Consider the following 24,557-nt stretch of genomic DNA (forward strand, 5'->3'; position numbering starts at 1 on the left):
GAACCTTTTGGCACCCTAATCTTCATAGGAAAGTGCGTCCTATGAAATAAAAAAGCCCTGCGGGCGTTATGCACTCTTTGTTTTAGAAAGGAATTTTTGATATGTTTGTGATCATCGACCATTATGACTCTTATGTCCATAATCTGGCACGGGACCTGGAGGTCCTGGGGGGAAAAACAGAATTGATCAGAAGTGACAAAGCAGATGCAGAATATCTGGAGGATCTGAGAGAACAGGGCAGGCTTGAGGGATTGATTTTATCACCGGGTCCCAAACGCCCGGAGGACTGTGATTCCTCTGTCAGGCTGGTGCGGCATTTTGCCGGCCGTGTCCCGGTTTTGGGTGTGTGTCTGGGGCATCAGATGATCTGCCGGGCGTTTGGGGGCAGGATCGTAAAAGGAGCCAGGCCTATGCACGGGAAGGTGACGAAGATCACACATGATCAGAGGGACCTGTTTAGGGGACTTCCAAGGGAGTTTCTTGTGACCAGATATCATTCCCTGGTGGCTGAGAGAGACAGCCTGCCAGATGTGCTCCGGTTGGACGCAGTCTCAGAGGACCAGGAGATCATGGCAGTCAGCCATAAAACGAAACCTGTCTACGGTGTCCAGTTTCACCCGGAAGCGGTGCTTACGGAATATGGCAGAGAGCTGTTGCAGAATTTTATGAAAATATGCCAGGAATGGAGAGAGCATGAAGACTAAGATAAAACAACTGTCCTTTTATAAAGATCCGGAGGAGATTTTTTATCCTTACAGGGAGGAACAATATGCGGTGTTTCTCGATTCTTCTCTGGAAAACGATCAGGGAAGATATTCAATCATCGGTGTGAATCCATATCTGATCTTAAGCCAGGAAAATGGCCAATGCACCGTCAATGGCACAGCAGATGCGCGTCCATTGGAAGAGGTCCTGGATCACTATCTGGAAGCCTTTGAGGAGGAGAACCAGACAGAACTGCCCCTTGTGTCCGGTGCCGTGGGATATCTGTCCTATGATTTTGGGAGAAGGTTTGAGCATGTTTTGTCCTGTCATCAGAAAGAGACAGGAGTGCCGGAGGCAGTGTTTGTATTTTATGACAATCTGATCATTGCGGACCAAAGGGAAAGAAAGCTTTACCTGACAGCCAGGGAAGAAAATCGAAGCGCCGAAGACGTATTCCGGGAGATGGAGCGGACGGCCAGGGAGAGTTTTTCGCTCAGAAAGCCGCAGAGACAGCAGCGGATCGCGGACTTTGTCCCTGATTTTCAAAAACAGGAGTATGAAAAGGCGGTGAAGAAGATGATCTCCTATATTGAAGAGGGAGATATTTATATCGCCAACATGACACAGCAGCTGAGGATTCCGGGAAAAGGACAGTGTTATGATGTATTTCATTACCTGCGCACCCACAATCCGTCCCCCTTCGGAGCGTACATGAATTATGGGGATTTCCAGGTGATCTGTGCGTCGCCGGAGCGGTTTTTAAAGGTTACAGACAAAACTGCCGTCACCAGGCCCATCAAGGGCACCAGGAGGCGGGGAAGGAACAGGGCGGAGGACGTTCAGCTGAGACAGGAGCTGCTGGACTCGGAAAAGGACCGCAGTGAATTATTGATGATCGTGGATCTGGAGCGGAATGATTTAAACTGTATCTGCGAGCCCGGAACTGTCAAGGTGCCGGAGCACTGTACCGTTGAGGAGTACGCAACTGTGTTCCACCTGGTCAGCACAGTGAAGGGAAAACTCAGGGAGGGGACGAATGTCCAGGAGCTGTTAAAAGCCATGTTCCCAGGGGGATCAGTCACTGGTGCTCCCAAGATCCATGCAATGGAGATCATCGACCGTCTGGAGCGGAGCCAGAGAGGACTCTATACCGGTTCCATTGGGTATGTCTCTCTGAACGGGGACTGTGATTTTAACATCGTGATCCGCACGGCTGTCTATCAGGACGGGATGTATCGGCTGGGCGTGGGCGGAGGTATTACATGGGAGTCAGATCCCAAATTTGAATATGAAGAAACTATGCAGAAAGCCAAAGCAGTGCTGGAGGCAGTTGCGGCAGCAGAAGGGAGGCAGGATTTATGAACATACAGGCAGATGAAGGGTATTATTTTGGGATCGGGGCATTTGAAACCATTGCCCTGGAACATGGCAGACGGATTCTTTTTGAACGACATATGGAAAGACTTGAGAGAACAGTGCATTTTCTTGGTCTCCCAGTTCGGCCTGGCGGTGTGGAATGTAAGATAGAGGAGTATCTGAAAGACAGGGAGGCGGATCTCTCCAGACACGATGCATTGAAGATCGTTGTGTCAGAGAAGAATACAGCAGTCGCTGTCCGCAGGAATCCATACGCAGGCTGTGATGAAACGAATGGGTTTCGGACCGTGTACAGCGGGATCCGCAGAAATGAGACATCTCCGCTTATCTTTCACAAGACCCTGAACTATGCGGAAAATCTGTTGGAGAGAAGAAGAGTGCAGGAGCTGGGATATGACGAGGCTGTGTTTCTCAACGGCAAGGGGGAGATCACAGAGGGGACTGTATCCAATGTATTTTTTGTAAAGGGTCATAAGCTGTACACACCTCCTGTTTCCTGCGGAATGCTCCCGGGGGTGATGAGGGAATATCTATGTGAAAAGTACAAAGCAGAGGAAGCAGTCATCCGCCCGGAGGATGTAGAGACTTACGATGAGATGTTTCTGACCAACTCCCTCATGGGCATCATGCCGGCAGAGAGCCTTGGGGATCATCACTTTGCCACCGCTGAGACGACAGAACGGCTACGTCAGACATGCTGCCCTGGACATTTTGATACCCTGCCTTGATGGACTTGCCGTCAAATAATGATTGACTTTGAGTTAGCTCCAGATGTTATGATAGATGAAATATCAGGAAACCGTCATTGGAAGGAACAGGTAGATCATATGCGTTATCGGGAGCTTGGGAACACAGGAATGAAGGTCAGTGAGATCGGACTTGGCTGTGAAGGATTTGTGGGAAAGAACGAACAGGAGACAAAAGAACTTTTGGATTTGGCACAGAACAGTGGTGTTAATTATTTAGATCTGTACACACCGGATCCGGATGTAAGAGACAAGATCGGAAAAGTTCTAAATGGCAGAAGAGATCATTTTTTTCTTCAGGGACACCTCTGTACCATATGGAAAGAAGGACAGTATAAACGTACCCGGCAGATCGATGAGGTTCGGGAGGGGTTTGAGGATATGCTGGAAAGGCTACATATGTCGTCCATTGAGGTGGGAATGATCCACTATGTAGATTCTTTAAAGGACTGGAAAGACATTTATGAAGGTCCGGTGATGGAATATGCCAGAGAGCTGAAAGCCCAGGGGAAAATCCACTACATCGGTCTGAGCAGCCATAATCCGGAAGCAGCCATGGAAGCAGTGAGGAGCCAGGAGATAAAGGTGCTCATGTTCAGTGTCAATCCCTGTTATGATCTGCAGCCGGCAGGGGAAGACTGCGGGGAACTCTGGGATGATAAAAGTTATAAAGGACACCTTGTGAACATGGATCCGTCAAGAGAGGCACTATATGAACTCTGCAGCCAGATGGGTGTGGGGATCACGGTCATGAAGGCCTTCGGAGGAGGAGATCTGCTCGATGAGGAATTGTCCCCTGCAGGAAAAGCATTGACACCAAGCCAGTGCATTCACTACGCACTGACCCGGCCGGCAGCGGCATCTGTGCTGGCTGGAGCCCATTCTCTGGAGGAATTGCAAGCGAGTCTTGCATATGAAGATGCGAAAGAGACAGAAAAAGATTATGCCCGTGCCTTGGCGTCTTTTCCAAATCTAAGCTGGGAAGGCCATTGTATGTACTGCGGCCACTGTGCTCCATGTCCAAAAGGGATCGATGTGGCATCTGTCACGAAGTTTCTGAATCTTGCGAAGGCGAAAAGTCAGGTTCCGGAGACAGTAAGGGAGCATTATGCAGTGCTGGAACACAAAGCATCGGAGTGCGTAGAATGCGGCATCTGTGAGACACGGTGTCCGTTTCAAGTTTCAATTAGAGATAACATGAAAAACGCCGCTGAAATCTTTCACAAGTAAGCATCATTTAGGAGGAACTGATTTGTATCTATTATTTTTCATCTTACCCATACTGATTTACATACCCACAGGGATTTATTTGTACTTTTTCTTCCGGCGGATTTTCCGGCTGCTGCAAAGAGATACCCGTTTGGTAAAGGTACTCAGTGCTGCCGCGGCTGGCGGATGTATCTATTTTGCATGGCCGGCCTACGGGTGGGGAGGAGTGGCAATTCTGCATCTGATCGCAATTTCTTTGTTTTTAGAGCTGGTGAACTTTATCATAAAAAAGACCCATGGCAGCCGGAGAAAGTGGGAGACGGTCTATAAAAGCGGAATCCTGGTCTTTGTCATCATGGCACTGATCTTTACATATGGATATTACAATATGCATCAGATCAGAAAGACGGGCTACCGGATCACATCCTCTAAGTTTCAGGAGGGCGAAACACTTAAGATCGCGCTCATGTCCGACATTCATCTGGGAGTCACCATGCAGGCCCAAGATTTAAAAAACTGGTGCAAGAAGATCCAGAGACAGGATCCGGACATCATTCTGCTGGCTGGGGATATCTTTGATGAAAATACAAAACGGGAAGAGATGGAACAGGCGGCAAAGGTGCTGGGAAATATGAAGAGCACTTATGGGGTGTTTTATGTATACGGAAATCATGACTCCAACCAATATGTAGAAAAGCCGGAATATCGTTCTGAGGATATGCGGCAGGCGCTTAAGGAGGCCGATATTCATGTTCTGGAGGATGAAGCGGTCTTGGCAGGGGATGATATCTGCGTGATCGGAAGAAAAGACGCTGGGGACAAAGACAGAAAAAGTCTCAAAGAGATCATGAAAGATGTGCCGGACGACAAGTTTTATCTGCTGATGGACCACCAGCCGGGAGATCTGAAGGAAAATAACAGGCAGGGCATTGATCTGCAGCTATCGGGGCACACCCATGCGGGTCAGATCTGGCCTACCGGCCAGCTGATGGAACTTATGGGGGTTAATGAGATCAACTATGGATACCGGAAGACCGGAAATCTCCAGACCATTGTTACATCGGGCATGGCCGGATGGGGTTACCCGATCCGGACGGGCGGACACTGTGAATATGTCATGATAGAAGTGACTGCCCCATGACCAGGAAGCAATCGTTACCTTTTACTGCCCTTAACGAGACTTCTGATTCAGCGTTTTCTGGGTGTACTCGGTTCCCCACTCTACCATGCAGTCCAAAATGGGCTTTAAACTCATTCCGGTTTCTGTAAGGGAGTATTCTACCTTCGGAGGTACCTGGGGGTACACTTTCCGGTTCACCAGTCCGTCGGCCTCCATCGCCCGCAGATGGCTGGTCAGGACTTTCTGTGTGATTCCTGACACGGACCGCATCAGTTCACTGAACCGTTTGGTGCCTGTGAGAAGATCCCTGATGATCAGGACCTTCCATTTGTCACCGATCAGCTGCAGCGTCATTTCCACAGGGCATTCAGGTATTTTTTTTTCCTTTTGCATGATGTGTTTCCTCCTTGGTAATTAAACAATATAATTCTATTCTATATCTTTCATTATCTGAACACAATAAGAAACCAGAAGGCGGCATAGTATCTTTTGGATACCATGCCACTTTTTTGTGCGTAATTTACGGAAAGAGATACAAGGGATATAATCAAAATAGAGGATTTGCGGGACTGGGGAAATCAGAAGGGGGAGGATATTTTGGATCAATGGAGAGAACAGCTTAGTATGATAAAACGGCAGCTAAAGCAGGCGGATGCTGTTGTGATCGGCGCTGGAGCAGGAATGTCGGCGGCAGCCGGGCTGACATATTCAGGAGAACGGTTTGAAAAAAACTTTAGGGATTTCATCAGCAGGTATGAAATCCAGGACATGTATTCCGCAGGGTTTTACCCATTTCCCACACAGCGGGAGAAATGGGCCTATTGGAGCAGGCATATTTACATCAACCGCTATGATGTGTCTGCCGGCCGGGCCTATCAGGATCTATATGAGCTGGTCAAAGATAAAAATTATTTTGTGTTGACCACAAATGTGGATCACCAGTTCTGGATGTCTGGGTTTGAGGACCATAGGATTTTTGCCACCCAGGGGGACTATGGCCTGTTTCAGTGTGCAAAGGCATGTCACCTAAAGCTATACAGCAATGAATCCCAGGTCAGGGATATGGTGAAAGTCCAGAAAAACTGTAAGATTCCGGTATCCATGATTCCGAAATGTCCTGTGTGCGGCGGGGAAATGGAAGTGAATCTTAGAAAAAGCAGGTTTTTTGTGGAAGACGACAAATGGCACCAGGCTGCAGAAAGATACCAGAGCTTCCTGCAGGAAAATCTGGACAAAAGGATTTTATTTGTAGAACTTGGAGTGGGTATGAACACACCGGGGATTATCAAATTTCCGTTTTGGGAGATTTGTTCACAGCATCAAAATACCTTTTATGTGTGTATCAATCTGAATGAGGCATGGGCTCCGGGAGAGATCAGGGACCGTTCGGTGTGCATTAGCGGAGGGATCGCAGAGATACTGAGACAACTGAAGGAGGAAAATAATGGACCAGACACAGAGGCTTGATTTCCTGATCGGTGAGTTAAGCAGGGAATCCGGCATGTATGAGAAATGGAAAGTGGGAGAGGTTGACAAAAGAAGGCTTCTGCGCTCTCTTATGAATGTCAGGATGCCTGGGGAACTCTCATCTGAAGTTCTGAGAGTGCAGGATGAATATCTGAAGGAAGAGACGGCACAAAAAGGGATCGTAGCTGTTGAGGAAATACCAACGGTAAAAGAAGCGTTCGGATCTGGGATCAGACACGCTGACAGGATTTCTGTCTGGAGGGGCGATATCACAAGGATCTCTGCGGATGCCATTGTCAATGCGGCAAACTCCCGGCTGCTTGGGTGCTTTGTGCCGTGCCACGGGTGCGTGGACAATGCCATTCACTCAGCCGCAGGGATGCAGCTTCGGGAAGAATGCTTCCAAATCATGCAGGAGCAGGGATATGAAGAGCCGGAAGGCCGGGCAAAGATCACATCCGGATACAATCTTCCCTGCAGGTATGTGATCCACACGGTTGGCCCGGTAGTGGCAGGAATCCTAAGAAAAGAACACTGCGCGGCACTGGAAAGCTGTTATCGGTCCTGTCTGGAGACGGCAAAAGAAAGAAACCTTCAAAGTATTGTCTTCTGCTGTATTTCCACAGGCGAGTTTCATTTTCCGAATCAGAGGGCAGCAGATATCGCTCTGGATACGGTGCTCTCGTTTTTGGACAGAGATAGCGGCATACAGCGGGTCATTTTTAATGTATTTAAGGAAATAGGCTGGGACATTTACAGAAAACTTGTGACGAAATAAAAAACTGATTCCGGATAATTAATCTGGAATCAGTTTTTTCACTGGCTGGAGGTTTTGTATAGTGCACTTTTCTGTCAGACCGCTGCATACGGTCAGAGCGCAGTGGAGAATGTACCGGCAGTCATCCTCAGGGGATGAGGAGTACTGGAGGTATCTCTGGTGCAGCGTTTCCAACCACGGATCAAAGCGGCGGATCTTGGCGTGGGATCTTGTAAGCCGGCGGATCTGTTCCGGGCACAATTGCTTGTGAAAAACAGAATGAAGACGCCGTTCATAGATGACGTGCTGCGGAAAAGAAAACTTGAATTCTTTGTTGTGTGGGCGGGTGAAGGAATCGGCGATATAATGCATCATTTCCCCGGCGTGGAACCATCCAGAGACTGTGTCCTTAAATCCGGAGGAGTACGTGCGGCTCATGAGATTCCTGCGGGCTTGATAAGTGTGCCCGTCCAGATCTGCTGCATTAGCTCCTTTCAAATAAGACAGGGGATTGAGATCAGGAAAAACATTTCCCATCATAAATGCAAGTTTTTTTGGAAGATTCAGCTTCATCCGGCGGGTCATAAATCTTGAGAGAGAGTAATGATCTTTTGTTTCCATATTGCTACCTCTTTTAGAACTACAGCGGTTTCTTTACTCTCATAGTATCTGCAAATTGTGTCTAAAAAGTGATAAAAATATTAGAAATCAATGGTTATTTTTATAATTCATCAAGAAGTGCCTCTTTACCCGCGTCCAGAAGCCTGAAAAATGTCCGGTGGAGCATCCGGCGGGTTTCGGGAGAGATAGTAAGGAGGCTTTTTGAGACCTTGCGGAAATTCTTTAGCCAGCAGACAGGCAGGTCCTTTAGGGTTTCCGCGTCCGTGGAGGCAAAAATCTGGTACAGATTATTAAAAAATTCCTCTCTCTCAGAACTGTTCATACTGGAGATCCAGTTTTTTAGTGTACGGTCTATGATTTCTGAGGATGCACTGACGGCTTTGACCTGTATAAAACCTGGTCCCATCACTTCCCAGGAGTAGGGATCGTGCTGTAAAAGCCCATTCTGTGTACTGTGGATGACCGTATAATCCTCCTCGTGGTCCAAGAGCATCCCCACCACAGAAGACTGCGGGAGAAATGTGTGGATACGGTCCGATACGCCGATGTATCCTTTGCTTTTTAACACTTCACGGTCAAAGCCCGGACCGTCATTATTATACACTGCCTGTATGCGCGGCTGGATGGCTTCCGAACAGTTTGCCGCCGCAAATACAGCCAGGTTCCCGCCTTTGGAGTGGCCGCCGCACAGGAGGGGGCCTTCAGTCTGTCCAGCGCCTTGGATGAGGTATTCTGCGGCCTCCTGCTGGGCCGGAATGACAGGCATAAATGCCATATTAAAATCTTCCTTCCAGCCCACCAGAGTGCTGTCAGTGCCGCGGTAAGCAAAGTAAGTGCTGCCGTCCTCAAAGGAGACAGTGATGGCCGAGAACTGTTTTTCCTGCTCCGGATTCAAATGGTCTGCGTATCGCGAGAGCTTCAAGGATCCAAAACGGCGGCTTCTGCCCATTCTTCCGAGAAGCTCTTCGTCTTCCTCTGTTCTTGTCTGCCGTTGATCCTCCTTTAATGAAAAAAATGCTTCGGATGCCTCAGCTACGGTTACTGTCCCGGGCTCCGAAACGTCGGGAACGATGCCGGGAAAACGGATATAGGACAGGCAGCAGAGGATCAGGCTGTCTACTTCATTGAAGCTGGAATCCTGAAAGCTTAAGTCACCTCTCCATGCGATATAATCAAAAAGATCTGTGGACATATGTATCCTCCTTTATGAATGGGCCTTTGTCTCTATTATACAGCAAAAAAAGAAAACTCAGAAGAGAATCCAGTATTACATATCCTACGGATGGACGCATTCTGCCCGATAAGGTATAATACATTAGAATGTTTGAGAAAGGATATGTTTGCTATGAACCAAAGTACAAAGGGTGTGATCTTTACCATGGCCGGGGGGATTTTCTGGGGCATCTCCGGCATCATTGGTAAATATTTATTTGATCAAAAGGGGCTGACGGCTGTGTGGCTGGTGACGCTGAGACTTCTGTCAGCGGGATTTTTGATGCTGTTATTTGCCGCAGTCCAGAAAAGAGGAAAGATTTTCAGTGTGTGGAAAAAGAAAAGGACGGCGGCCAGCCAGATGGTTTTCTGTCTTTTCGGAATGACAGCGTGCCAGATGTCTTATTTTCTTGCCATCCAGTATTCCAATCCGGGTACAGCCACAGTGCTGCAGTATATTGCACCTGCGATCATCATGTTGTTTTGTCTGGCAGTGGAGAAACGCAGGCCCAAGCGTCTGGAGGTGATCGTGCTGTTTTGTGTGATCGCCGGGGTTTTCCTGTTGGCAACCCATGGGGATCCGGGCAGCCTGACGATGACGGGACAGGCTCTGTTCTGGGGGCTGTTTTCGGCCGTGGCACTGGCAATTTACAATATCCAGCCGGAAAAGCTGCTGGATGAGTTCGGCTCTTTGGAGACTGTGGGATGGGGGATGTTTTTGGGAGGAATCCTCATGGTACCTGTTGTCGGCTTCTGGAATGTTCCCGGGATCTGGGACAGCAGAACTGTACTTATGGCACTTTGTGTTATTATCTTCGGAACAGTCATTCCTTTCGGTTGTTACCTGGAAGGAGTCCGTCTCTTAGGGCCGGTAAGAGCCAGCATGTTTGCATGTGTGGAACCCTTAGTGGCGGCAGTCATGTCAGTTATTTTCCTGGGAGAAATCTTTGGCGGCATGGATATTCTCGGATTTGCGCTGATTCTAGGAGGGGTCACATCTTTGGCGGTGTTTGACAGGAATTAAAATTATGAAGCAACAGCTTCAGCGACATGACCAGAGGGTTCAAAGAAGCCTGATCGGAGACTAGGAGTCTAATGGCAGTGGTAGGACATTCGCTGAGAGAAAATGTGTGAATCCCTTTTGTGTCGGCTGTCATATGTCTTGGGAGCAATGATATCCCCATCCCCAATTCGACTGCTTTTAAGATACCCTCCGGGCTGTCATATTCAAGGACTTTTGATGCCTGGATGTCCATGGATTTCATGCTGTTAAAAAGAATCCTGCGGTAAGGGCAGTCAGGTATATTGTTGGTGATGACCGGGCAGTTCCATGCCTGCTCCATGTTTGTGACAGTCTGGGGAGTGATGAGCACAAGATCCTCTTCGAGACGGAATATTTCTTTGGTATCGGCAGGAGCAAATGAAGAATTGGTAAAAATACAGTCGGACCTGACCTGCAGTAGATCAGACTCCAGCTGTTTTTGCGTACCGGTCATGACAGATACTGCCACATCCGGGTATTTTGTCTGGTACAGCATAAGATATTGAGGCAGAAAGTATCCGGCGATGGTCTGGGTAGTGCCGATCTTTAATGTTTTTCCAGACAAAAGGGCTTGTTCTGCCTCATCCAGCAGAGCAAGGATCTTTTCTGCATAGGTTAGAAGCAGTTCGCCGTCTTTTGTCAGGGAGACTCCTTTGTTGTGCCGGGCAAAAAGACTGGTATTTAACTCAGACTCCAGATTTTTGATATGAGCGGTCACATTGGACTGGACGTACCCCCAGATGATCTGCTGCCTTTGAGATAGATCCGGCATGGGCTGTCTCCATGAATATTTTTAGGTCTGTGCTTTCCATTCTATTTTCCTCCTATCATTCTGGCTGATGGCAAACCTCATGTTTCCTTATTATACACGCAAGAGACAGCTCTGTATAATGAAATGGTACATAATGATTTCAAGGAGGAAGACAAAAATGATAGCCATGCAGTATAAAATATCTCTGCCGTCAGATTACGATATGAGTAAGATACGCCAAAGGATCAAAGAAAACGGATACAGGACAGACGGTTTTCCGGACTTGTTGTTTAAAGCATATCTAGTTACGGAAAAAGGCGTACATGGATCCCTTCATAATGAGTATGCTCCCCTGTACTTCTGGAAGGATGAAAAAGGTATGAACGAATTTATCTTTCATGGATTTTATGACAATATCCTGGATTCTTTTGGATGGTAGAAAATCCATACGGGGATCCCATTTCATTATGAGGATGGCGGAAACTTTGTCCGGTCGGCTTATGTGATGGAATATGAGAGAGAAATACCGGAAAGTGAAAAGATGCAGGAGCCGGAATATTCACTGAATCTGCCTGGTGTCACAGCAAAAGCGGTGATTTATGATCCCGGACAGTGGAGATGCACGGAATTTTATTTTTTGGAAACGATACCGGAACAGGTATCCGGCGCAAGGATTTACCAAGTCCTGCATATATCCCGGCAGAAATACCTGTGACTTAAGTATCCGGAGGATGTTTTGGTGAAAAACTCAAAAATACCGGGAAATTGTTGGATGTATTTATGCAATATGCTATAATAAATCAGACAAAAAGTCCAAATACTCAGTGGGACATAGGAGATTTAAGGAGGGCACTATGGAGAAATACATTATGGCGCTGGATGCGGGGACAACGAGCAACCGGTGTATCCTGTTTGATAAAAGCGGAAAGATCTGCAGTGTGGCACAGAAGGAGTTTACACAGATTTTCCCCAATCCGGGCTGGGTGGAACACGATGCCAGTGAGATCTGGTCAACACAGCTTGGAGTGGCTGTGGAAGCTATGCAGAAGATCGACGTGACAGCAGAGCAGATTGCGGCCATTGGTATCACCAACCAGAGGGAGACGACGATCCTCTGGGATAAGGAGACGGGAGAACCGATTTATAATGCCATTGTGTGGCAATGCCGCAGGACCTCAGAATTTTGTGATTCATTAAAAGAGCAGGGATTGGAGGAGAAGATCCGGGAAAAAACAGGGCTGATCATCGATGCCTATTTTTCCGGCACAAAGGTCAAGTGGATTTTGGACCATGTGGAAGGTGCCAGAGAGAAAGCGAAAAAGGGAGAGATTCTGTTTGGTACTGTGGAGACTTGGCTTATATGGAAGCTGACTAAGGGAAAGGTTCATGTGACGGACTATTCCAATGCCTCCAGGACCATGCTGTTTAATATCAAAGACCTCACATGGGATAAGGAGATCCTTGAAATTCTTGATATTCCGGAGGCCATGCTGCCAAAACCCGTACCGTCAAGCCAGGTGTACGGGGAATCCCATCCGTCTTACTTCGGAGAGCCGATCCCGATTGCGGGGGCCGCGGGAGACCAGCAGGCAGCCCTGTTCGGACAGACCTGCTTCAAGGCAGGGGAGGCAAAGAATACATACGGCACCGGTGGTTTCCTTCTGATGAACACCGGGCAGATGCCGGTAGATTCCCAGCACGGACTTCTGACGACCATTGCCTGGGGACTTGACGGCAAGGTGGACTATGCCCTGGAGGGATCTATTTTTGTGGCAGGAGCTGCTATTCAATGGCTGCGGGATGAGCTGAAGCTCATTGATTCTTCCCAGGATTCAGAGTATATGGCTCAAAAGGTCAAGGACAGCAACGGCTGTTATGTGGTGCCGGCATTTACAGGCCTTGGGGCGCCTCATTGGGACCAGTATGCCAGAGGGACGATCCTGGGTATCACCAGAGGGGTCAATAAATGCCATATTATCCGTGCCACGCTGGAATCCCTGGCATTCCAGGTCAACGATGTGCTGAAGGCCATGGAGGCCGATGGAGGCATCCATATGAGTTCTCTTAAGGTGGACGGAGGAGCCAGCCAGAACAATCTGCTGATGCAGATGCAGGCGGACATCAGCGGAGCTCCGGTGAAGCGTCCCAGCTGCGTGGAGACCACTGCCATGGGGGCAGCATACCTGGCAGGACTTGCCGTGGGCTATTGGAGCAGCAAAGACGAGCTTGCCAAGAATCTGGATATCGACTGTGTATTTGAACCGCAGATCAGCGAAGAGGAGAGAGACAAGAAAGTGTCCGGATGGAAGCGGGCGGTCCGCTATTCCTACGGATGGGCAAAAGAAGAATAAAGATCGGTTCACCAATGCCACGATGGTGTTGGTGAACTTTAGAAACAAATTGGCCCGGCCAATAGGAAAAAAATTGTTGATTCTGGAAAAAGGATTGACTTAGAGTGCGCTCCAAGTGCTATAGTAAAATCAGAAGCACAAAAGATGCTGTACAGTTAGAACCGGTTAAAGGAGGATATCAAAGTGATGGAACAAAAAAAATTAGGTTTTGGTTTTATGAGGCTTCCACAGACTGATCAGGATGACGCAAAGAGCATTGACATGAAACAGGTCTGTCAGATGGTGGATTCATTTCTGGAACAGGGTTTTACATATTTTGATACAGCCTATATGTATCATGATTTTACCAGTGAGACGGCGCTCAGGGAAGCTCTGGTGAGACGGCATCCCAGGGAGTCGTTTACAGTGGCGGATAAGATGCCGACCATGTTTTTAAAACAGGACGGGGATCTGGAAAGGATCTTTGATGAGCAGCTGGATAAATGCGGGGTGGATTATTTTGACTACTATCTTCTGCACAACCTGGGTGTGAAACAGTACGCCATCGCAGAAAGATTCAATGCATTTGATTTTATACAGAAAAAGAAAGAAGAAGGCAGGATCAAAAAGATAGGTTTCTCCTTCCACGATACGGCAGAGGTGCTGGATCATATCCTAACCGATCATCCAGAAGTGGATTTTGTACAGCTGCAACTCAACTATTTGGATTGGGACAATGAGAGCATCCAGTCCCGGAAGTGTTACGAGACAGCGGTGAAACACAAGAAACCGGTCATTGTTATGGAACCGGTAAAAGGAGGAACACTGGCGGATATTCCAAAGGAAGCTGAGCAGCTTTTCAAAGAGGCCCGGCCGGACCTGACCGTTCCTTCCTGGGCAGTGCGTTTTGCGGCCAGCCATGACAATGTGATGATGGTATTAAGCGGAATGTCCTCTATGGAACAGCTCCTGGACAATACCGGCTATATGAGAGAGTTTCAGCCGGTGACAAAGATGGAACTTAAGATCATTGATAAGGCAGTGGAGATCATCAACAATTCTATTGAGATTCCGTGTACAGCCTGCCAGTACTGTGTGGACGGATGTCCGAAGAACATTGCCATCCCTAATTATTTTGCCCTGTATAATGCGGAAATCCAGGCATTAAATAAAGGATTTTCTACCCAGGGTGTGTATTACAGCAACTATACAAAAACATACGGAAAGGCATCTGACTGTATTGGATGCAAAAAATGTGAAGCCAGCTGCCCTCAGCATATTGAAATCACAAAATGGCTTGGCAAGGTTGCTGACACATTTGAATAAAAACAGTGAAGTAAGGAGTGCGCAGGAATGGAAGCACATGAGGTTTTAGAAAAAGTGAGACAGAGTGAGATGTCCGTGAAAGAGGCAGAAGCGTATTTCCGCAGACAGCCCTTTGAGGATATGGGGTACGCAAAGCTGGATACCCACCGGAAACTTAGAAATGGAGCAGCTGAGGTGGTGTTCTGCAGCGGCAAATCCGATGACCATCTGGTCAGCATTTTTGAGAGGCTTTGGGAACAGGATGGGGAGGTCTTCGGCACAAGAGCTACCGAGAAACAGTTTGAACTGGTAAGGCAGAAACTTCCCGATATCCAGTATGATCCGGTGTCCGGCATTTTAAAGATCGAGAAGCCGGATAAGGAGAGAGTCGGAATGATCGCTGTCTGTACAGCGGGTACAGCAGATATTTCTGTTGCCGAGGAGGCAGCCCAGACGGCAGAGTACCTAGGCAGCTATGTGGAGCGGATCTATGACGTAGGAGTCAGCGGCCTTCACCGGCTCCTGTCCCGGCTGGATGTGATCCAGAGCGCAAACTGTGTGGTCGCAGCGGCAGGCATGGAGGGTGCCCTTGCAAGCGTTATCGGCGGCCTGGTGGATAAGCCGGTGATCGCGGTGCCCACTTCAGTCGGATACGGCGCCAACATGCATGGGATTTCCGCACTGCTCACCATGATCAATTCCTGTGCCAACGGGATTGCAGTTGTAAACATTGACAATGGATACGGTGCCGGTTATATGGCATCGCAGATTAACAGACTGGGGGAAAGAAAATGAACCGGACACTTTATTTAGAATGTTACTCCGGAATCAGCGGGGATATGATGACAGCCGCTCTTCTGGACCTGGGAGCGGATGAAAAGGTATTAAAAGAGGCACTGGAAAGCCTTCCCGTAAAAGGGTTTGAGACGAGGATCAGCAGAGTCACAAAGGCCGGACTGGACGCCTGTGACTTTGCGGTGCTTTTGGATGAGGAACACGAAAACCATGATCACGATATGGAGTATCTGCACGGCCATCTCCATGAGCACGGCCACAGCCACACCCATACCCATGAACATGGGCATAAACACGAACACAGGGGCCTGTCGGAGATCCTCGAGCTCCTTGAGAAAGCGCAGATGACAGAGGGTGCCAGGAATACGGCAGTGAGGATCTTTGAGATCCTGGCAGAGGCGGAATCCCAGGCTCATGGAACCACTGCGGACCAGGTTCATTTTCATGAGGTGGGAGCGGTGGATTCCATTGTGGATATCACAGCTGCTGCGGTGTGCTTAGACAACCTGCAGATCAAGAAGGTCATCATCCCGGTGTTGTATGAGGGTACCGGCTCTGTCCGCTGCCAGCATGGGGTGATCCCCGTGCCGGTGCCTGCAGTTGCCGCCATCGCGGCAAAACATGAGCTTCCCCTTCGCATCACAGAGAGCCAGGGGGAATTTGTCACTCCGACCGGGGCCGCCATTGCAGCGGCTGTCAGGACTTCCTCTCAGCTGCCGGAGCGGTTTGTGATTGAAAAGACCGGGATTGGAGCCGGAAAGAGAAAATACGAACGGCCAAGTCTTCTGAGGGCCATGCTGATCAGAGAGAATGGGCAGGGCAGGTGATTTTATCTATAAGCTGGAGACCAACATTGATGACTGTACAGGGGAAGCCCTGGGTTATGTAATGGAGCGCCTTATGGAGGCAGGCGCAAGAGATGTCCACTATATTCCGGTATTTATGAAAAAGAACCGGCCTGCATATGAGCTCAATGTGATCTGCAAGGAAGAAGATATTGAGAAACTGGAGGATATCATATTCCGGGAGACAACAACCATCGGCATCCGCAGGCAGAGAATGGAGCGCAGCGTGTTAAAGAGAAAGGTCCAGACTGTAACTACCTCTCTGGGGGAGGCCAAGGTTAAGCTGTGCTATATGGAAAAAGCGGTGAGGGCGTACCCGGAATACGGGAGTGTCAGGGATCTCTGCCGGAAGCATGGGCTTTCTTTTCAGGAGGTCTACCAGAGAATCGCAGAGGAATGCCATGGACAAATATAAGGAGAGGTGCAGCCGTCTAAAGGATATATTGAAAGAAGTTACAAAAGAGAATGTGATGCTGGCATTTTCCGGGGGAGTGGACAGCAGCCTGCTCCTAAAGCTATTATGTCAGGCAGCGAAGGAAACAGGGAGACAGGTTGTGGCAGTCACCATGGCCACGGAACTCCATCCTGCCCAGGACGCAGAAATCGCCCGGAAGGTGGCAGAGGAGTCAGGAGCGGTCCACAAAGTAATCTGCGTGGATGAACTTTCCCATGCGGGGATTCAATACAATCCGGAAAACAGGTGTTATCTCTGCAAAAAGTATTTGTTTTCCGAACTGCTCCGGGCGGCGGATAAGGCAGGGATCAGCACCGTGCTGGAAGGGACCAATGCAGATGACTTGAAAGTCTACCGGCCGGGGATCCAGGCCGTGAAGGAGCTGGGGATTCAAAGCCCGCTTGCTGAAGCGGGCATGACAAAGGCAGATATCCGGAAACTGGCATCAGAATATGGCATCTCAGTGGCAGACCGGCCGGCAAGCCCATGCCTTGCCACCAGATTTCCCTATGGAACCAAGTTGTCCATAGAAAACATGCAGATGGCAGATGAGGCAGAAAAGTTTATACGAGATCTGGGATTTTACAATGTCCGTGTCCGTATTCACCAAGATACGGCCAGGATTGAAGTGGATGATAAGGATCTGATTTCTTTTCTCAACTACAGAAAAACTGTGATCCTGCGGCTGAAAGAATTAGGCTTTACATATATTTCAGCGGATCTGGAAGGCTTCCGGTCCGGCAGTATGGACGTGAACTTGAAACAAAGAAAGGAGATTTAATATGCATATGGCAGACGCGCTTGTGGCCCCGGCGGTGGCAGGCACAATGTATGCCTGCTCCGCAGCGGCGGCGGGATGGGCGGTAAAAAAAGTACAGGAAGAAGACGATCCTAAAAAGGTTCCGCTGATGGGAATGATGGGCGCCTTTGTGTTCGCGGGGCAGATGATCAATTTTACGATCCCCGGGACCGGGTCTTCGGGCCATCTTTGCGGCGGCCTTTTGGTATCGGCGGTTCTGGGACCTTTTGCGGGATTTCTGACGATGATAGGAGTCCTTCTGATCCAGTGCCTTTTGTTTGCGGACGGAGGGCTTCTTGCCCTTGGCTGCAACATATGGAATATGGCTTTTTATGGCTGCTTTATAGGGGCCGGCCTTCTGTGGAGGCAGTTTATGAAAAATGGAGTGGACAAAAGAAAGATCACAGTGGCATCCATTGTGGGCTGTATTCTTACTCTTCAGCTGGGGGCCCTTTCTGTGACGGGTGAAACTCTGGCCTCAGGCATCACGGAACTTCCGTTTGGGGTATTTGCAGCGGCGATGCAGCCGATCCATCTGGCCATCGGCCTGGTGGAAGGACTGATCACGGCGGCAGTGCTGTGCTTCTTATATGAGGCAAGGCCGGAGCTGATCTGGACGGGTACTTCCATCGGGACCGCGGAAAGCAAAAAGAAGCCGAGACTCTCTTTCAGAAAAGTATTGCTAGTGCTGGCAGGCGGTTTTGTGGTTGTGGGAGGAGCCTTATCCTTGGCTGCGTCTGCAAATCCGGACGGGCTTGAGTGGTCCATTGAGAGGATCACAGGCTCTGCGGAACTTGCCTCCTCAGGGGCAGTCCATGCGGCGGCTGAGAGGATCCAGAGTATGACATCCATCCTCCCGGATTACTCCATTCCAAACCAGGGAGCGGCATTGGGCACTTCCGTGTCCGGGATCTTTGGGGGGATCGCAGTGATTCTTCTGTGTGCCAGTCTCTGCTGGCTGCTTCGGCTGTTTGGAAGGAAAGGAAGACATGAGCAAAATCAGTGAGGCCGTCCATGAGCTCCATCATTTGGATGCTATGGCCTCAGGAGACGGATGGATCAACAGGATCCATCCCCTTTGCAAGCTGTTGGTGACGGTCTGGTACATCGCTCTTACCATGTCATTTCAGGTTTATGATCTGACAGGAACCTTGAGTATGGTCCTTTATCCTCTGACCATGATGACGGCGGGGGGAGTTCCGGTCAGGAGAAGCCTTAAAAAGTTAAAGCCGGTGTTGCTGCTGGTCTGTGTCGTGGGAATCGCCAATCCCTTTATTGACCGGAGCGTGTTGTTTCAGCTGGGTGCCGTCCCGGTAACGGGAGGGATGGTATCTATGGCTACCCTGATGATGAAAGGGGTGTTTGCGGTGCTGGCTTCTTATCTGCTGATCTTGACCACATCTATGGAAAGCATCTGTTATGCCTTGCGCCTGATCCACATCCCCAAAATGATGGTGACTATGGTATTGCTCATTTACCGTTACATCATCGTACTGCTCAAAGAAGCAGAACGGATTTCACAGGCATATGCCCTGCGGGCGCCGGACCAGAAGGGGATCCGTTATCATGCATGGGGCCCGCTGCTGGGACAGCTTTTGCTCAGGAGTATTGACCGGGCCCAGACAGTCTATGAGAGTATGACGCTCAGGGGATACGACGGCAGCTTTTATCCAGCAGAGAGAAGGAAAGCGGATACAAAGAGTCTGGCTTTTCTGGCAGGATGGATCTGTCTGACTTTTATGCTCAGGTATATTCCTGTGTTCAGGCTTATCGGAACAGTATTTGGGTAATCTGTGGAGGGATTATGAACAGTGTAGAATTAAAGGGCCTCACTTTTTCTTATGAAAGGAAGGCTGCAGAGAACAGAAACAACGTGTTGACTGATATCAGCTTTTCAGCAGCCGAAGGGGAAACGATCGGTTTGATCGGAGCCAACGGAGCAGGGAAGTCGACCCTTTTGAAACTGCTGGTCGGGCTCCTGGCAGACTACAAGGGAGACATAAAGATTGGCGGGACCAGGGTGGAGAAGAGTTCTCTGGCTCATATCAGGAGAAAGACAGGGTATGTATTCCAGGACTCGGAAAGCCAGCTTTTTATGTCCACCGTATACGAGGACGTGGCGTTTGCGCCGCGCAATTATGGCCTCTCAGAGGAAGAGGTAAAAAAACGGACAATCCGTGCGCTGGAAAATGTCCATATGGAACAGATGAAAGAAAAGCAGATCTACAGGCTGTCCGGAGGGCAGAAGAAGCTGGCCTCCATTGCCACCATCCTGTCCATGGAGCCTGATGTGATCCTGTTAGACGAACCGTCTGTAGCCCTGGACCCGAGAAACAGGAGGAATCTGATCCGGGTCCTCAATGAACTGCCAGGGACAAAGATCATCGCTTCCCATGACCTGGATTTTATTTATGATACATGCAAAAGGGTTATACTGATTTCAGACGGCAGGATTACTGCTGACGGGCCGGCAGAAGAATTATTAAAAGACAAAGTACTTCTGGAACACAACGGACTGGAGCTTCCGCTGTCATTTTCCAGAGCACGGTAAGGAGGAATAAATCATGACCATAGCAGAGGTGAGCAAAAGGTACGATATTTCCGCAGATACGCTGCGGTACTACGAGAGAATCGGGCTGATCCCGCCCGTTCCGAGAAAGCCTAACGGTATCAGGGATTATGATGAGGAATCCTGCCAGTGGGTGGGGCTGATGAAGTGTATGAGGAAAGCAGGAGTCCAGATCGAGGCACTGATCGAGTACGTGGAGCTGTTCCGGCAGGGGGATGAGACCATCAGTGCAAGGAAAGACATTCTCGTGGAACAGAGGAGACGCCTTGTTCAGAAAATGGACGACATGCAGGAAACTCTGGAGCGTTTGAACTATAAGATCGAGAAGTACGAACAGGGAAAGATGACGGTGAAACATCAGCTTCAGGAGAAGAAGAAACAAAAGGAATGACCGATAAAGTGACCGATAAAGAGAATATAGGAGAAGGCTGCCGATATCAAATTCGGCAGCCTGTTTTGATTATGGAAAATATCTACAAATTTTATTGCTGTACCTCTGTTTTCTCACAGATACACAGAAAAGAAAAGTTGTCCGCAGTCCGCTCAACCGGCCTGGCATCCAGTGTGATTCCGATGGTGCTGTTTTCAGGCAGACAGATCTGCAGGGAGGTGCTATAAGCAGTGCGGCAGTCCATGGCATGTAAAAGTTTCTCTTTTACATCCTGTATCTGTGGTTCATCAGAACAGAAAAAAGCTTGCCCGGTGAGAGCTTGTTCCAGCGTCTGGAGAGTATACCCGTATTGCTCAAAGAAGCCTGTAGAAAGCAGCTTGAACTTAATGTCTCCATTTTCTACCCCAAGCAGGGAGACACTCTCAGGGAGATACTCCAGCAGATGTTCCATCTGGCTGCGGAGGCTGACTGATTCGGAGATATCCATGATCACTCCCTGCAAAAACCGTTTTCCCTGATATTTCATGTATTTGCTCTGATCAACGATCCATATGTATCCATGTTTGCTGAGCATCCGGTATTCAAGATTCGTGCTCTCATCTTTTTGTTCAAGCTCTACTACGCCGTTTGAAACGAGAGCACGGTCATCAGGATGTACCATGTTCATAAACTTGTTGTCAAAGCGGTCCTGAATTTCTTCTCGGGTGTAACCGAAAATCTGTAAAAACCGGTTACTCACATAGAGGAATTCAAAACCAGGCGTGTCGGCACACCGATGATAGCCACCCGGCATGTCATTATTTAAAAAAACCAGCTCCTTGTTCTTGCGCATGAGCATACTGTTCCGTTCGGCCAGCTGAAGCTGTACACCCATAGGTTCTGAAATATCCGTACATGCGCTGATAATGGCAAGCCGTCCGTCCTCAGCCTCGATCACTTTGCCTTTGTCCAAGGTCCAGAACCAGGTGCCGTCCTTTTTCGGCATCCGGTAGGTGGTCGTATATTCAAGCCCGGCATAGTATTCCGGACCGATATCCTTGGCAACCTGCTCCCGGTCATCGGGATGGATCGTGTTGATGACCTTGCCATCAATCGCCCTCTCAAGCTCTTCAAAGGAATCGTAATCCAGCAGCCGCACCATCTCGTGGTTGGCAAAGTAAAGAGGAAAACCGTCTTCGCAGTAGCCGCCGATCATACCGCCGGGGGACATCTGGGCAAAAATAGAGGCAGCGGTACGCCGGTTATCTTCTGTGAGTTTCATAAAGGAAGGGTCGTTTTCCGAGATATGGACAACCGCTGAGAGTGCCCGCTGAGACGCAGCCAGCCTCTGTTCTCTGAGCTTCTGCTCCGTTACGTCGCTTACAGAACCATAGTACAGCCTTTGGTCGTCCTGTTCTTTCAGCAGATAAACATGCATATGCAGCCAGATGGTATCCCCATTGTCCTTGAGACGGCGCACGTCGGTTTCTGCCCCGTTTAATATGCTGCAGTCAGCACGGTCAAACAGATCGAAAACGGCTTCATGGTCTGCTTTATAAATACTTTCAATAATGGATTGGCGCTGTTCTTCGAGATCCACAGAGTTGGTCCCTGTGATCTTAAAGTACTGTTCGTTGGCCCGCACCAGCTCCACCTTTTTTCCGTGAACATTGTAGAAGGCAACACCGCCCATGATATTGTTGAGCAGGGTCTCACTGAACACATTCTCATTTAACAGTTCTTTGATGTGCAGGCGTTCCAGCTGGCGGGCTTTGATACCCCGAAGATCCAGATTGTTTTCATCCGCGAGGAGAGGCTCAAACACTTTCATAGGCATAGGATGATAAAAGTAATAACCCTGGCCGTAGGTACATCCCATATCCAGGAGATAATTCATCTGTTCTTTTGTTTCTACACCCTCTGCTATGATCTTAAGTCCCATAAAGCGGGCCATACTGATAATGGCTTCCAGGATGCCGTAGCCTTTTCCCGCACTCTGCTCGTCCATCTCAAGAAACTTCATATCAATTTTCAGCACATCCACATTTACATCCTTGAGCATATTTAAGGAGGAATAACCGCTGCCGAAATCATCCATCAGCACAGTAAATCCAGAGGCACGGAGCTTTACGATGGTGTCATTGATCAGTTCGTATTCTTCCGCGTAGGCGCTCTCTGTGATTTCAATTTCTATGAGGCTTTGATCCAGGCTGTATTTTTGGACCAGATCCTGAAACGTCTTTACAATGTCCAGAGAGTAGATATCAACTCTGGAAACATTGACAGAGATGGGGATGGCTTTGTGTCCCAGGTCGATCCAATGCCTAACGGACCTGCACACCAGATCCCACACATAGAGATCCAGATTAGTGATAAATCCATTGCGTTCCAGCAAAGGGATAAAATCGCCCGGAGGGATCATGCCGCGCTGCGGATGAATCCAACGCACCAGGGATTCCAGGCCGATGATCTTACCGGTGGCCATGTTGCATTTCGGCTGAGCATAAAAAGTGAATTCTTCTTGTTCCAGTGCATGCTGGATCTCAGAAAGAAGAATGTGGTTGTTTTTCATCTTCTGCATCATACGGCTGTCATACCGGCAGGACCGTTGATTGTAATTTCCTTTGACGGAAGACATGGCGATCGCTGCCCGATCATACATGGTCCTGACAGGGGTATGGCAGTCTGAGATGCTGTACAGGCCAAAAGCAGGAAGAAAACCTACATTGCCCTGATAATTTTTTATATATCCCATGATCTGATGCTGAAGGCGGGCAATCGAAGCATGGTCATCGGGAAGAATGATACAGAAATCATCATCTCCCATATAACCTGCGATCCCTCCGTGTTCATTCTGCGCATTTTTAAGATGGCTGCCGATGTCGATTAGGAATTGGTCACCGGCTTTCTGCCCGTACCATTCATTAAAAAGTTTGAAATGCTCTATATCGATGGCCATCAGACAATAGGGCTTGTCACCCGAATGCTTAAGAAATTCACTGGCCTTTTGAAGGAAAATATTTTTTCTGTACAAGCCGGTCAGATAGTCAATGGAATTGGATGGTTTTATTTTACTGTCCTGAGAGACCAAACTGCTTAACTCTTTTTGCTTCTGTTCTTGGATATCCTGGACAAAACAAAAAATAATCTCATCGCCGTTCTCGCTGTGTCTGATTGGGACTGCGGTCTGGGAAACCCAGCAGTAACTGCCGTCAGTTTTTTTCTTTCGGAACTGTCCAAGCAGCAAGGGGGAAGGGGTAGCATCCTCCAGCCGTTCTGCAATGGTATCTAGATTCCAAAAATCCAGAAAAGCAGCGGTGTCCTCAGAGTGGATCATATGGCGGGCTGTATCCTTAAGCAGTTCTGACAGAGACCCATCTTCTGCTAAATTGACATATTTATTAGACCTATGATACAGGGTCTTGTAGGTATTTTTTGTTAGGTTTAGTTCAAAAAGTTCGTCATAAGTAGACAGATCGGTTAGGTTATAAAACAGATTTTTATTCCCCTCATAAATCGATCTGGACAGGAGTACATGGCAGACTCCGGCATCGGGCCAGCTGATCGTACCAGTATTTACTTCCACCCATTGATTCAGCTTTTTGTTATAAAACAGAGTGCTTTCATTGTCCGGTACATTCAGAGGGCAGCCGCAGCAGGGGGAATCTTCCGCACAAAAAGTCTCATAACAGATATCACCGCAGCAGATCTCGGGAAAAATCTGTTGAAGTTCTCTGTTAAAGTGAACAATTCTGTAATTTTGGTCAATAATATAGATACTGGTTTCAGAAGTAAAATTTTTTGGATTCATATACCTGTTCCTGTCAGACAACTTCACTATAATTTTCACTACTATTATAGTATTTTTTAGTGAAACCAGTCAATGAAATGTATGACATTTTCCACATGATTTCCGTTCGGCTCTTAGAATGCCTCACTCCAATCATGTAGAAAATGGACGTAATGTCTGATGGAGAAGGGCTTCTGTCAAAAAGGAGCAACTTTTCGAAAGTTATTCACCACTATTTCCGTCGCGCTTTTGAAATGCGCTCCTCCAATAGTGGTAAATAACTTTCGTGGAGC

Annotated in this window: 21 protein-coding genes and 2 pseudogenes; 18 read left to right on the forward strand and 5 right to left on the reverse strand. The window is 48.5% G+C overall.

Annotated features, from left to right (window positions below; genetic code table 11):
* Positions 1–101: 101 nt before the first annotated feature.
* From AR1Y2_RS02665 to AR1Y2_RS02685, 5 genes are read left to right on the forward strand one after another with little or no spacing between them, the layout of a single operon-like run.
* Complete coding sequence (locus tag AR1Y2_RS02665) at positions 102–704, forward strand: anthranilate synthase component II (protein ID WP_137327577.1); 603 nt, start codon at positions 102–104, stop codon at positions 702–704.
* A complete protein-coding gene (pabB, locus tag AR1Y2_RS02670; protein ID WP_137327578.1) occupies positions 694–2,067 on the forward strand; it encodes an aminodeoxychorismate synthase component I in 1,374 nt (457 codons plus the stop codon). Before AR1Y2_RS02665 ends, pabB begins: the two co-directional genes overlap by 11 nt.
* Positions 2,064–2,810: an aminotransferase class IV gene (locus AR1Y2_RS02675; protein WP_137327579.1), complete on the forward strand. Its 747-nt coding sequence runs from the start codon at positions 2,064–2,066 to the stop codon at positions 2,808–2,810. The genes pabB and AR1Y2_RS02675 overlap by 4 nt, the downstream gene beginning before the upstream one ends.
* Positions 2,811–2,858: 48 nt before the next feature.
* A complete protein-coding gene (locus AR1Y2_RS02680; RefSeq protein ID WP_330554820.1) occupies positions 2,859–4,058 on the forward strand; it encodes an aldo/keto reductase in 1,200 nt (399 codons plus the stop codon).
* A gap of 22 nt (positions 4,059–4,080) precedes the next feature.
* Positions 4,081–5,178 carry a metallophosphoesterase gene (locus AR1Y2_RS02685; RefSeq protein ID WP_137327580.1) on the forward strand — a complete coding sequence of 366 codons (1,098 nt, stop codon included), beginning with the start codon at positions 4,081–4,083 and terminating at the stop codon, positions 5,176–5,178.
* Positions 5,179–5,208: 30 nt separating this feature from the next.
* Here the strand turns inward: AR1Y2_RS02685 and AR1Y2_RS02690 are convergent, their stop codons facing one another.
* Positions 5,209–5,550, reverse strand: coding sequence for a winged helix-turn-helix transcriptional regulator (locus AR1Y2_RS02690; RefSeq protein ID WP_137327581.1), 342 nt, complete (start codon positions 5,548–5,550; stop codon positions 5,209–5,211).
* 231 nt (positions 5,551–5,781) lie between these two features.
* Here AR1Y2_RS02690 and AR1Y2_RS02695 point away from each other — a divergent pair, with 231 nt between their 5' ends.
* Positions 5,782–6,624, forward strand: a complete 843-nt coding sequence (locus AR1Y2_RS02695) for an SIR2 family NAD-dependent protein deacylase (protein ID WP_137330177.1) — start codon at positions 5,782–5,784, stop codon at positions 6,622–6,624.
* Entirely contained in the window at positions 6,602–7,402 is an 801-nt protein-coding gene (locus AR1Y2_RS02700; protein WP_137327582.1) for a protein-ADP-ribose hydrolase, read from the forward strand. The genes AR1Y2_RS02695 and AR1Y2_RS02700 overlap by 23 nt, the downstream gene beginning before the upstream one ends.
* An 18-nt stretch (positions 7,403–7,420) precedes the next feature.
* Here the strand turns inward: AR1Y2_RS02700 and AR1Y2_RS02705 are convergent, their stop codons facing one another.
* Both AR1Y2_RS02705 and AR1Y2_RS02710 read right to left on the reverse strand, forming a co-directional pair.
* The gene (locus AR1Y2_RS02705; RefSeq protein WP_137327583.1) at positions 7,421–8,002 is read right to left on the reverse strand and encodes a zinc dependent phospholipase C family protein; all 582 of its coding nucleotides are present in this window, start codon (positions 8,000–8,002) and stop codon (positions 7,421–7,423) included.
* A gap of 100 nt (positions 8,003–8,102) precedes the next feature.
* Positions 8,103–9,194 (reverse strand): DUF2974 domain-containing protein, encoded by a 1,092-nt coding sequence (locus AR1Y2_RS02710; protein WP_137327584.1) that lies wholly within the window; start codon positions 9,192–9,194, stop codon positions 8,103–8,105.
* 153 nt (positions 9,195–9,347) lie between these two features.
* Between AR1Y2_RS02710 and AR1Y2_RS02715 the strand changes: the two genes are divergently transcribed.
* The gene (locus AR1Y2_RS02715) at positions 9,348–10,238 is read left to right on the forward strand and encodes a DMT family transporter (protein ID WP_137327585.1); all 891 of its coding nucleotides are present in this window, start codon (positions 9,348–9,350) and stop codon (positions 10,236–10,238) included.
* On the opposite strand, the gene AR1Y2_RS02720 is transcribed toward AR1Y2_RS02715, so the two are convergent.
* The gene (locus tag AR1Y2_RS02720; RefSeq protein WP_137327586.1) at positions 10,207–11,028 is read right to left on the reverse strand and encodes a LysR family transcriptional regulator; all 822 of its coding nucleotides are present in this window, start codon (positions 11,026–11,028) and stop codon (positions 10,207–10,209) included. The two genes, AR1Y2_RS02715 and AR1Y2_RS02720, sit on opposite strands and share 32 nt — an antisense overlap.
* A 202-nt stretch (positions 11,029–11,230) precedes the next feature.
* Here AR1Y2_RS02720 and AR1Y2_RS02725 point away from each other — a divergent pair.
* The 10 genes and pseudogenes from AR1Y2_RS02725 (at position 11,231) to AR1Y2_RS02770 (ending at position 20,495) form a co-directional block, all read left to right on the forward strand.
* Positions 11,231–11,722, forward strand: a pseudogene (locus AR1Y2_RS02725) (DUF4865 family protein).
* A 139-nt stretch (positions 11,723–11,861) separates the two neighbouring features.
* Positions 11,862–13,358, forward strand: a complete 1,497-nt coding sequence (gene glpK / locus AR1Y2_RS02730) for a glycerol kinase GlpK (RefSeq protein ID WP_137327587.1) — start codon at positions 11,862–11,864, stop codon at positions 13,356–13,358.
* 186 nt (positions 13,359–13,544) lie between these two features.
* Positions 13,545–14,663, forward strand: a complete 1,119-nt coding sequence (locus AR1Y2_RS02735) for an aldo/keto reductase (RefSeq protein WP_137330178.1) — start codon at positions 13,545–13,547, stop codon at positions 14,661–14,663.
* Between the two features lie 27 nt (positions 14,664–14,690).
* The gene (gene larB, locus AR1Y2_RS02740; protein ID WP_137327588.1) at positions 14,691–15,437 is read left to right on the forward strand and encodes a nickel pincer cofactor biosynthesis protein LarB; all 747 of its coding nucleotides are present in this window, start codon (positions 14,691–14,693) and stop codon (positions 15,435–15,437) included.
* Positions 15,434–16,697, forward strand: a pseudogene (gene larC / locus AR1Y2_RS02745) (nickel pincer cofactor biosynthesis protein LarC). Before larB ends, larC begins: the two are co-directional and overlap by 4 nt.
* The gene (gene larE, locus AR1Y2_RS02750; RefSeq protein WP_137327589.1) at positions 16,684–17,517 is read left to right on the forward strand and encodes an ATP-dependent sacrificial sulfur transferase LarE; all 834 of its coding nucleotides are present in this window, start codon (positions 16,684–16,686) and stop codon (positions 17,515–17,517) included. The pseudogene larC and the gene larE overlap by 14 nt, the downstream one beginning before the upstream one ends.
* Position 17,518: 1 nt before the next feature.
* Positions 17,519–18,541 (forward strand): energy-coupling factor ABC transporter permease, encoded by a 1,023-nt coding sequence (locus tag AR1Y2_RS02755; protein ID WP_137327590.1) that lies wholly within the window; start codon positions 17,519–17,521, stop codon positions 18,539–18,541.
* A complete protein-coding gene (gene cbiQ / locus AR1Y2_RS02760) occupies positions 18,525–19,325 on the forward strand; it encodes a cobalt ECF transporter T component CbiQ (RefSeq protein WP_137327591.1) in 801 nt (266 codons plus the stop codon). The genes AR1Y2_RS02755 and cbiQ overlap by 17 nt, the downstream gene beginning before the upstream one ends.
* A gap of 14 nt (positions 19,326–19,339) precedes the next feature.
* Entirely contained in the window at positions 19,340–20,086 is a 747-nt protein-coding gene (locus tag AR1Y2_RS02765) for an energy-coupling factor ABC transporter ATP-binding protein (protein ID WP_137327592.1), read from the forward strand.
* A gap of 13 nt (positions 20,087–20,099) precedes the next feature.
* Positions 20,100–20,495, forward strand: coding sequence for a MerR family transcriptional regulator (locus AR1Y2_RS02770; RefSeq protein ID WP_137327593.1), 396 nt, complete (start codon positions 20,100–20,102; stop codon positions 20,493–20,495).
* A gap of 91 nt (positions 20,496–20,586) precedes the next feature.
* Here the strand turns inward: AR1Y2_RS02770 and AR1Y2_RS02775 are convergent, their stop codons facing one another.
* Entirely contained in the window at positions 20,587–24,285 is a 3,699-nt protein-coding gene (locus AR1Y2_RS02775) for an EAL domain-containing protein (RefSeq protein ID WP_137327594.1), read from the reverse strand.
* Positions 24,286–24,557 lie beyond the last annotated feature (272 nt).

The organism is Anaerostipes rhamnosivorans (genome assembly GCF_005280655.1).
GTDB lineage: Bacteria > Bacillota > Clostridia > Lachnospirales > Lachnospiraceae > Anaerostipes > Anaerostipes rhamnosivorans.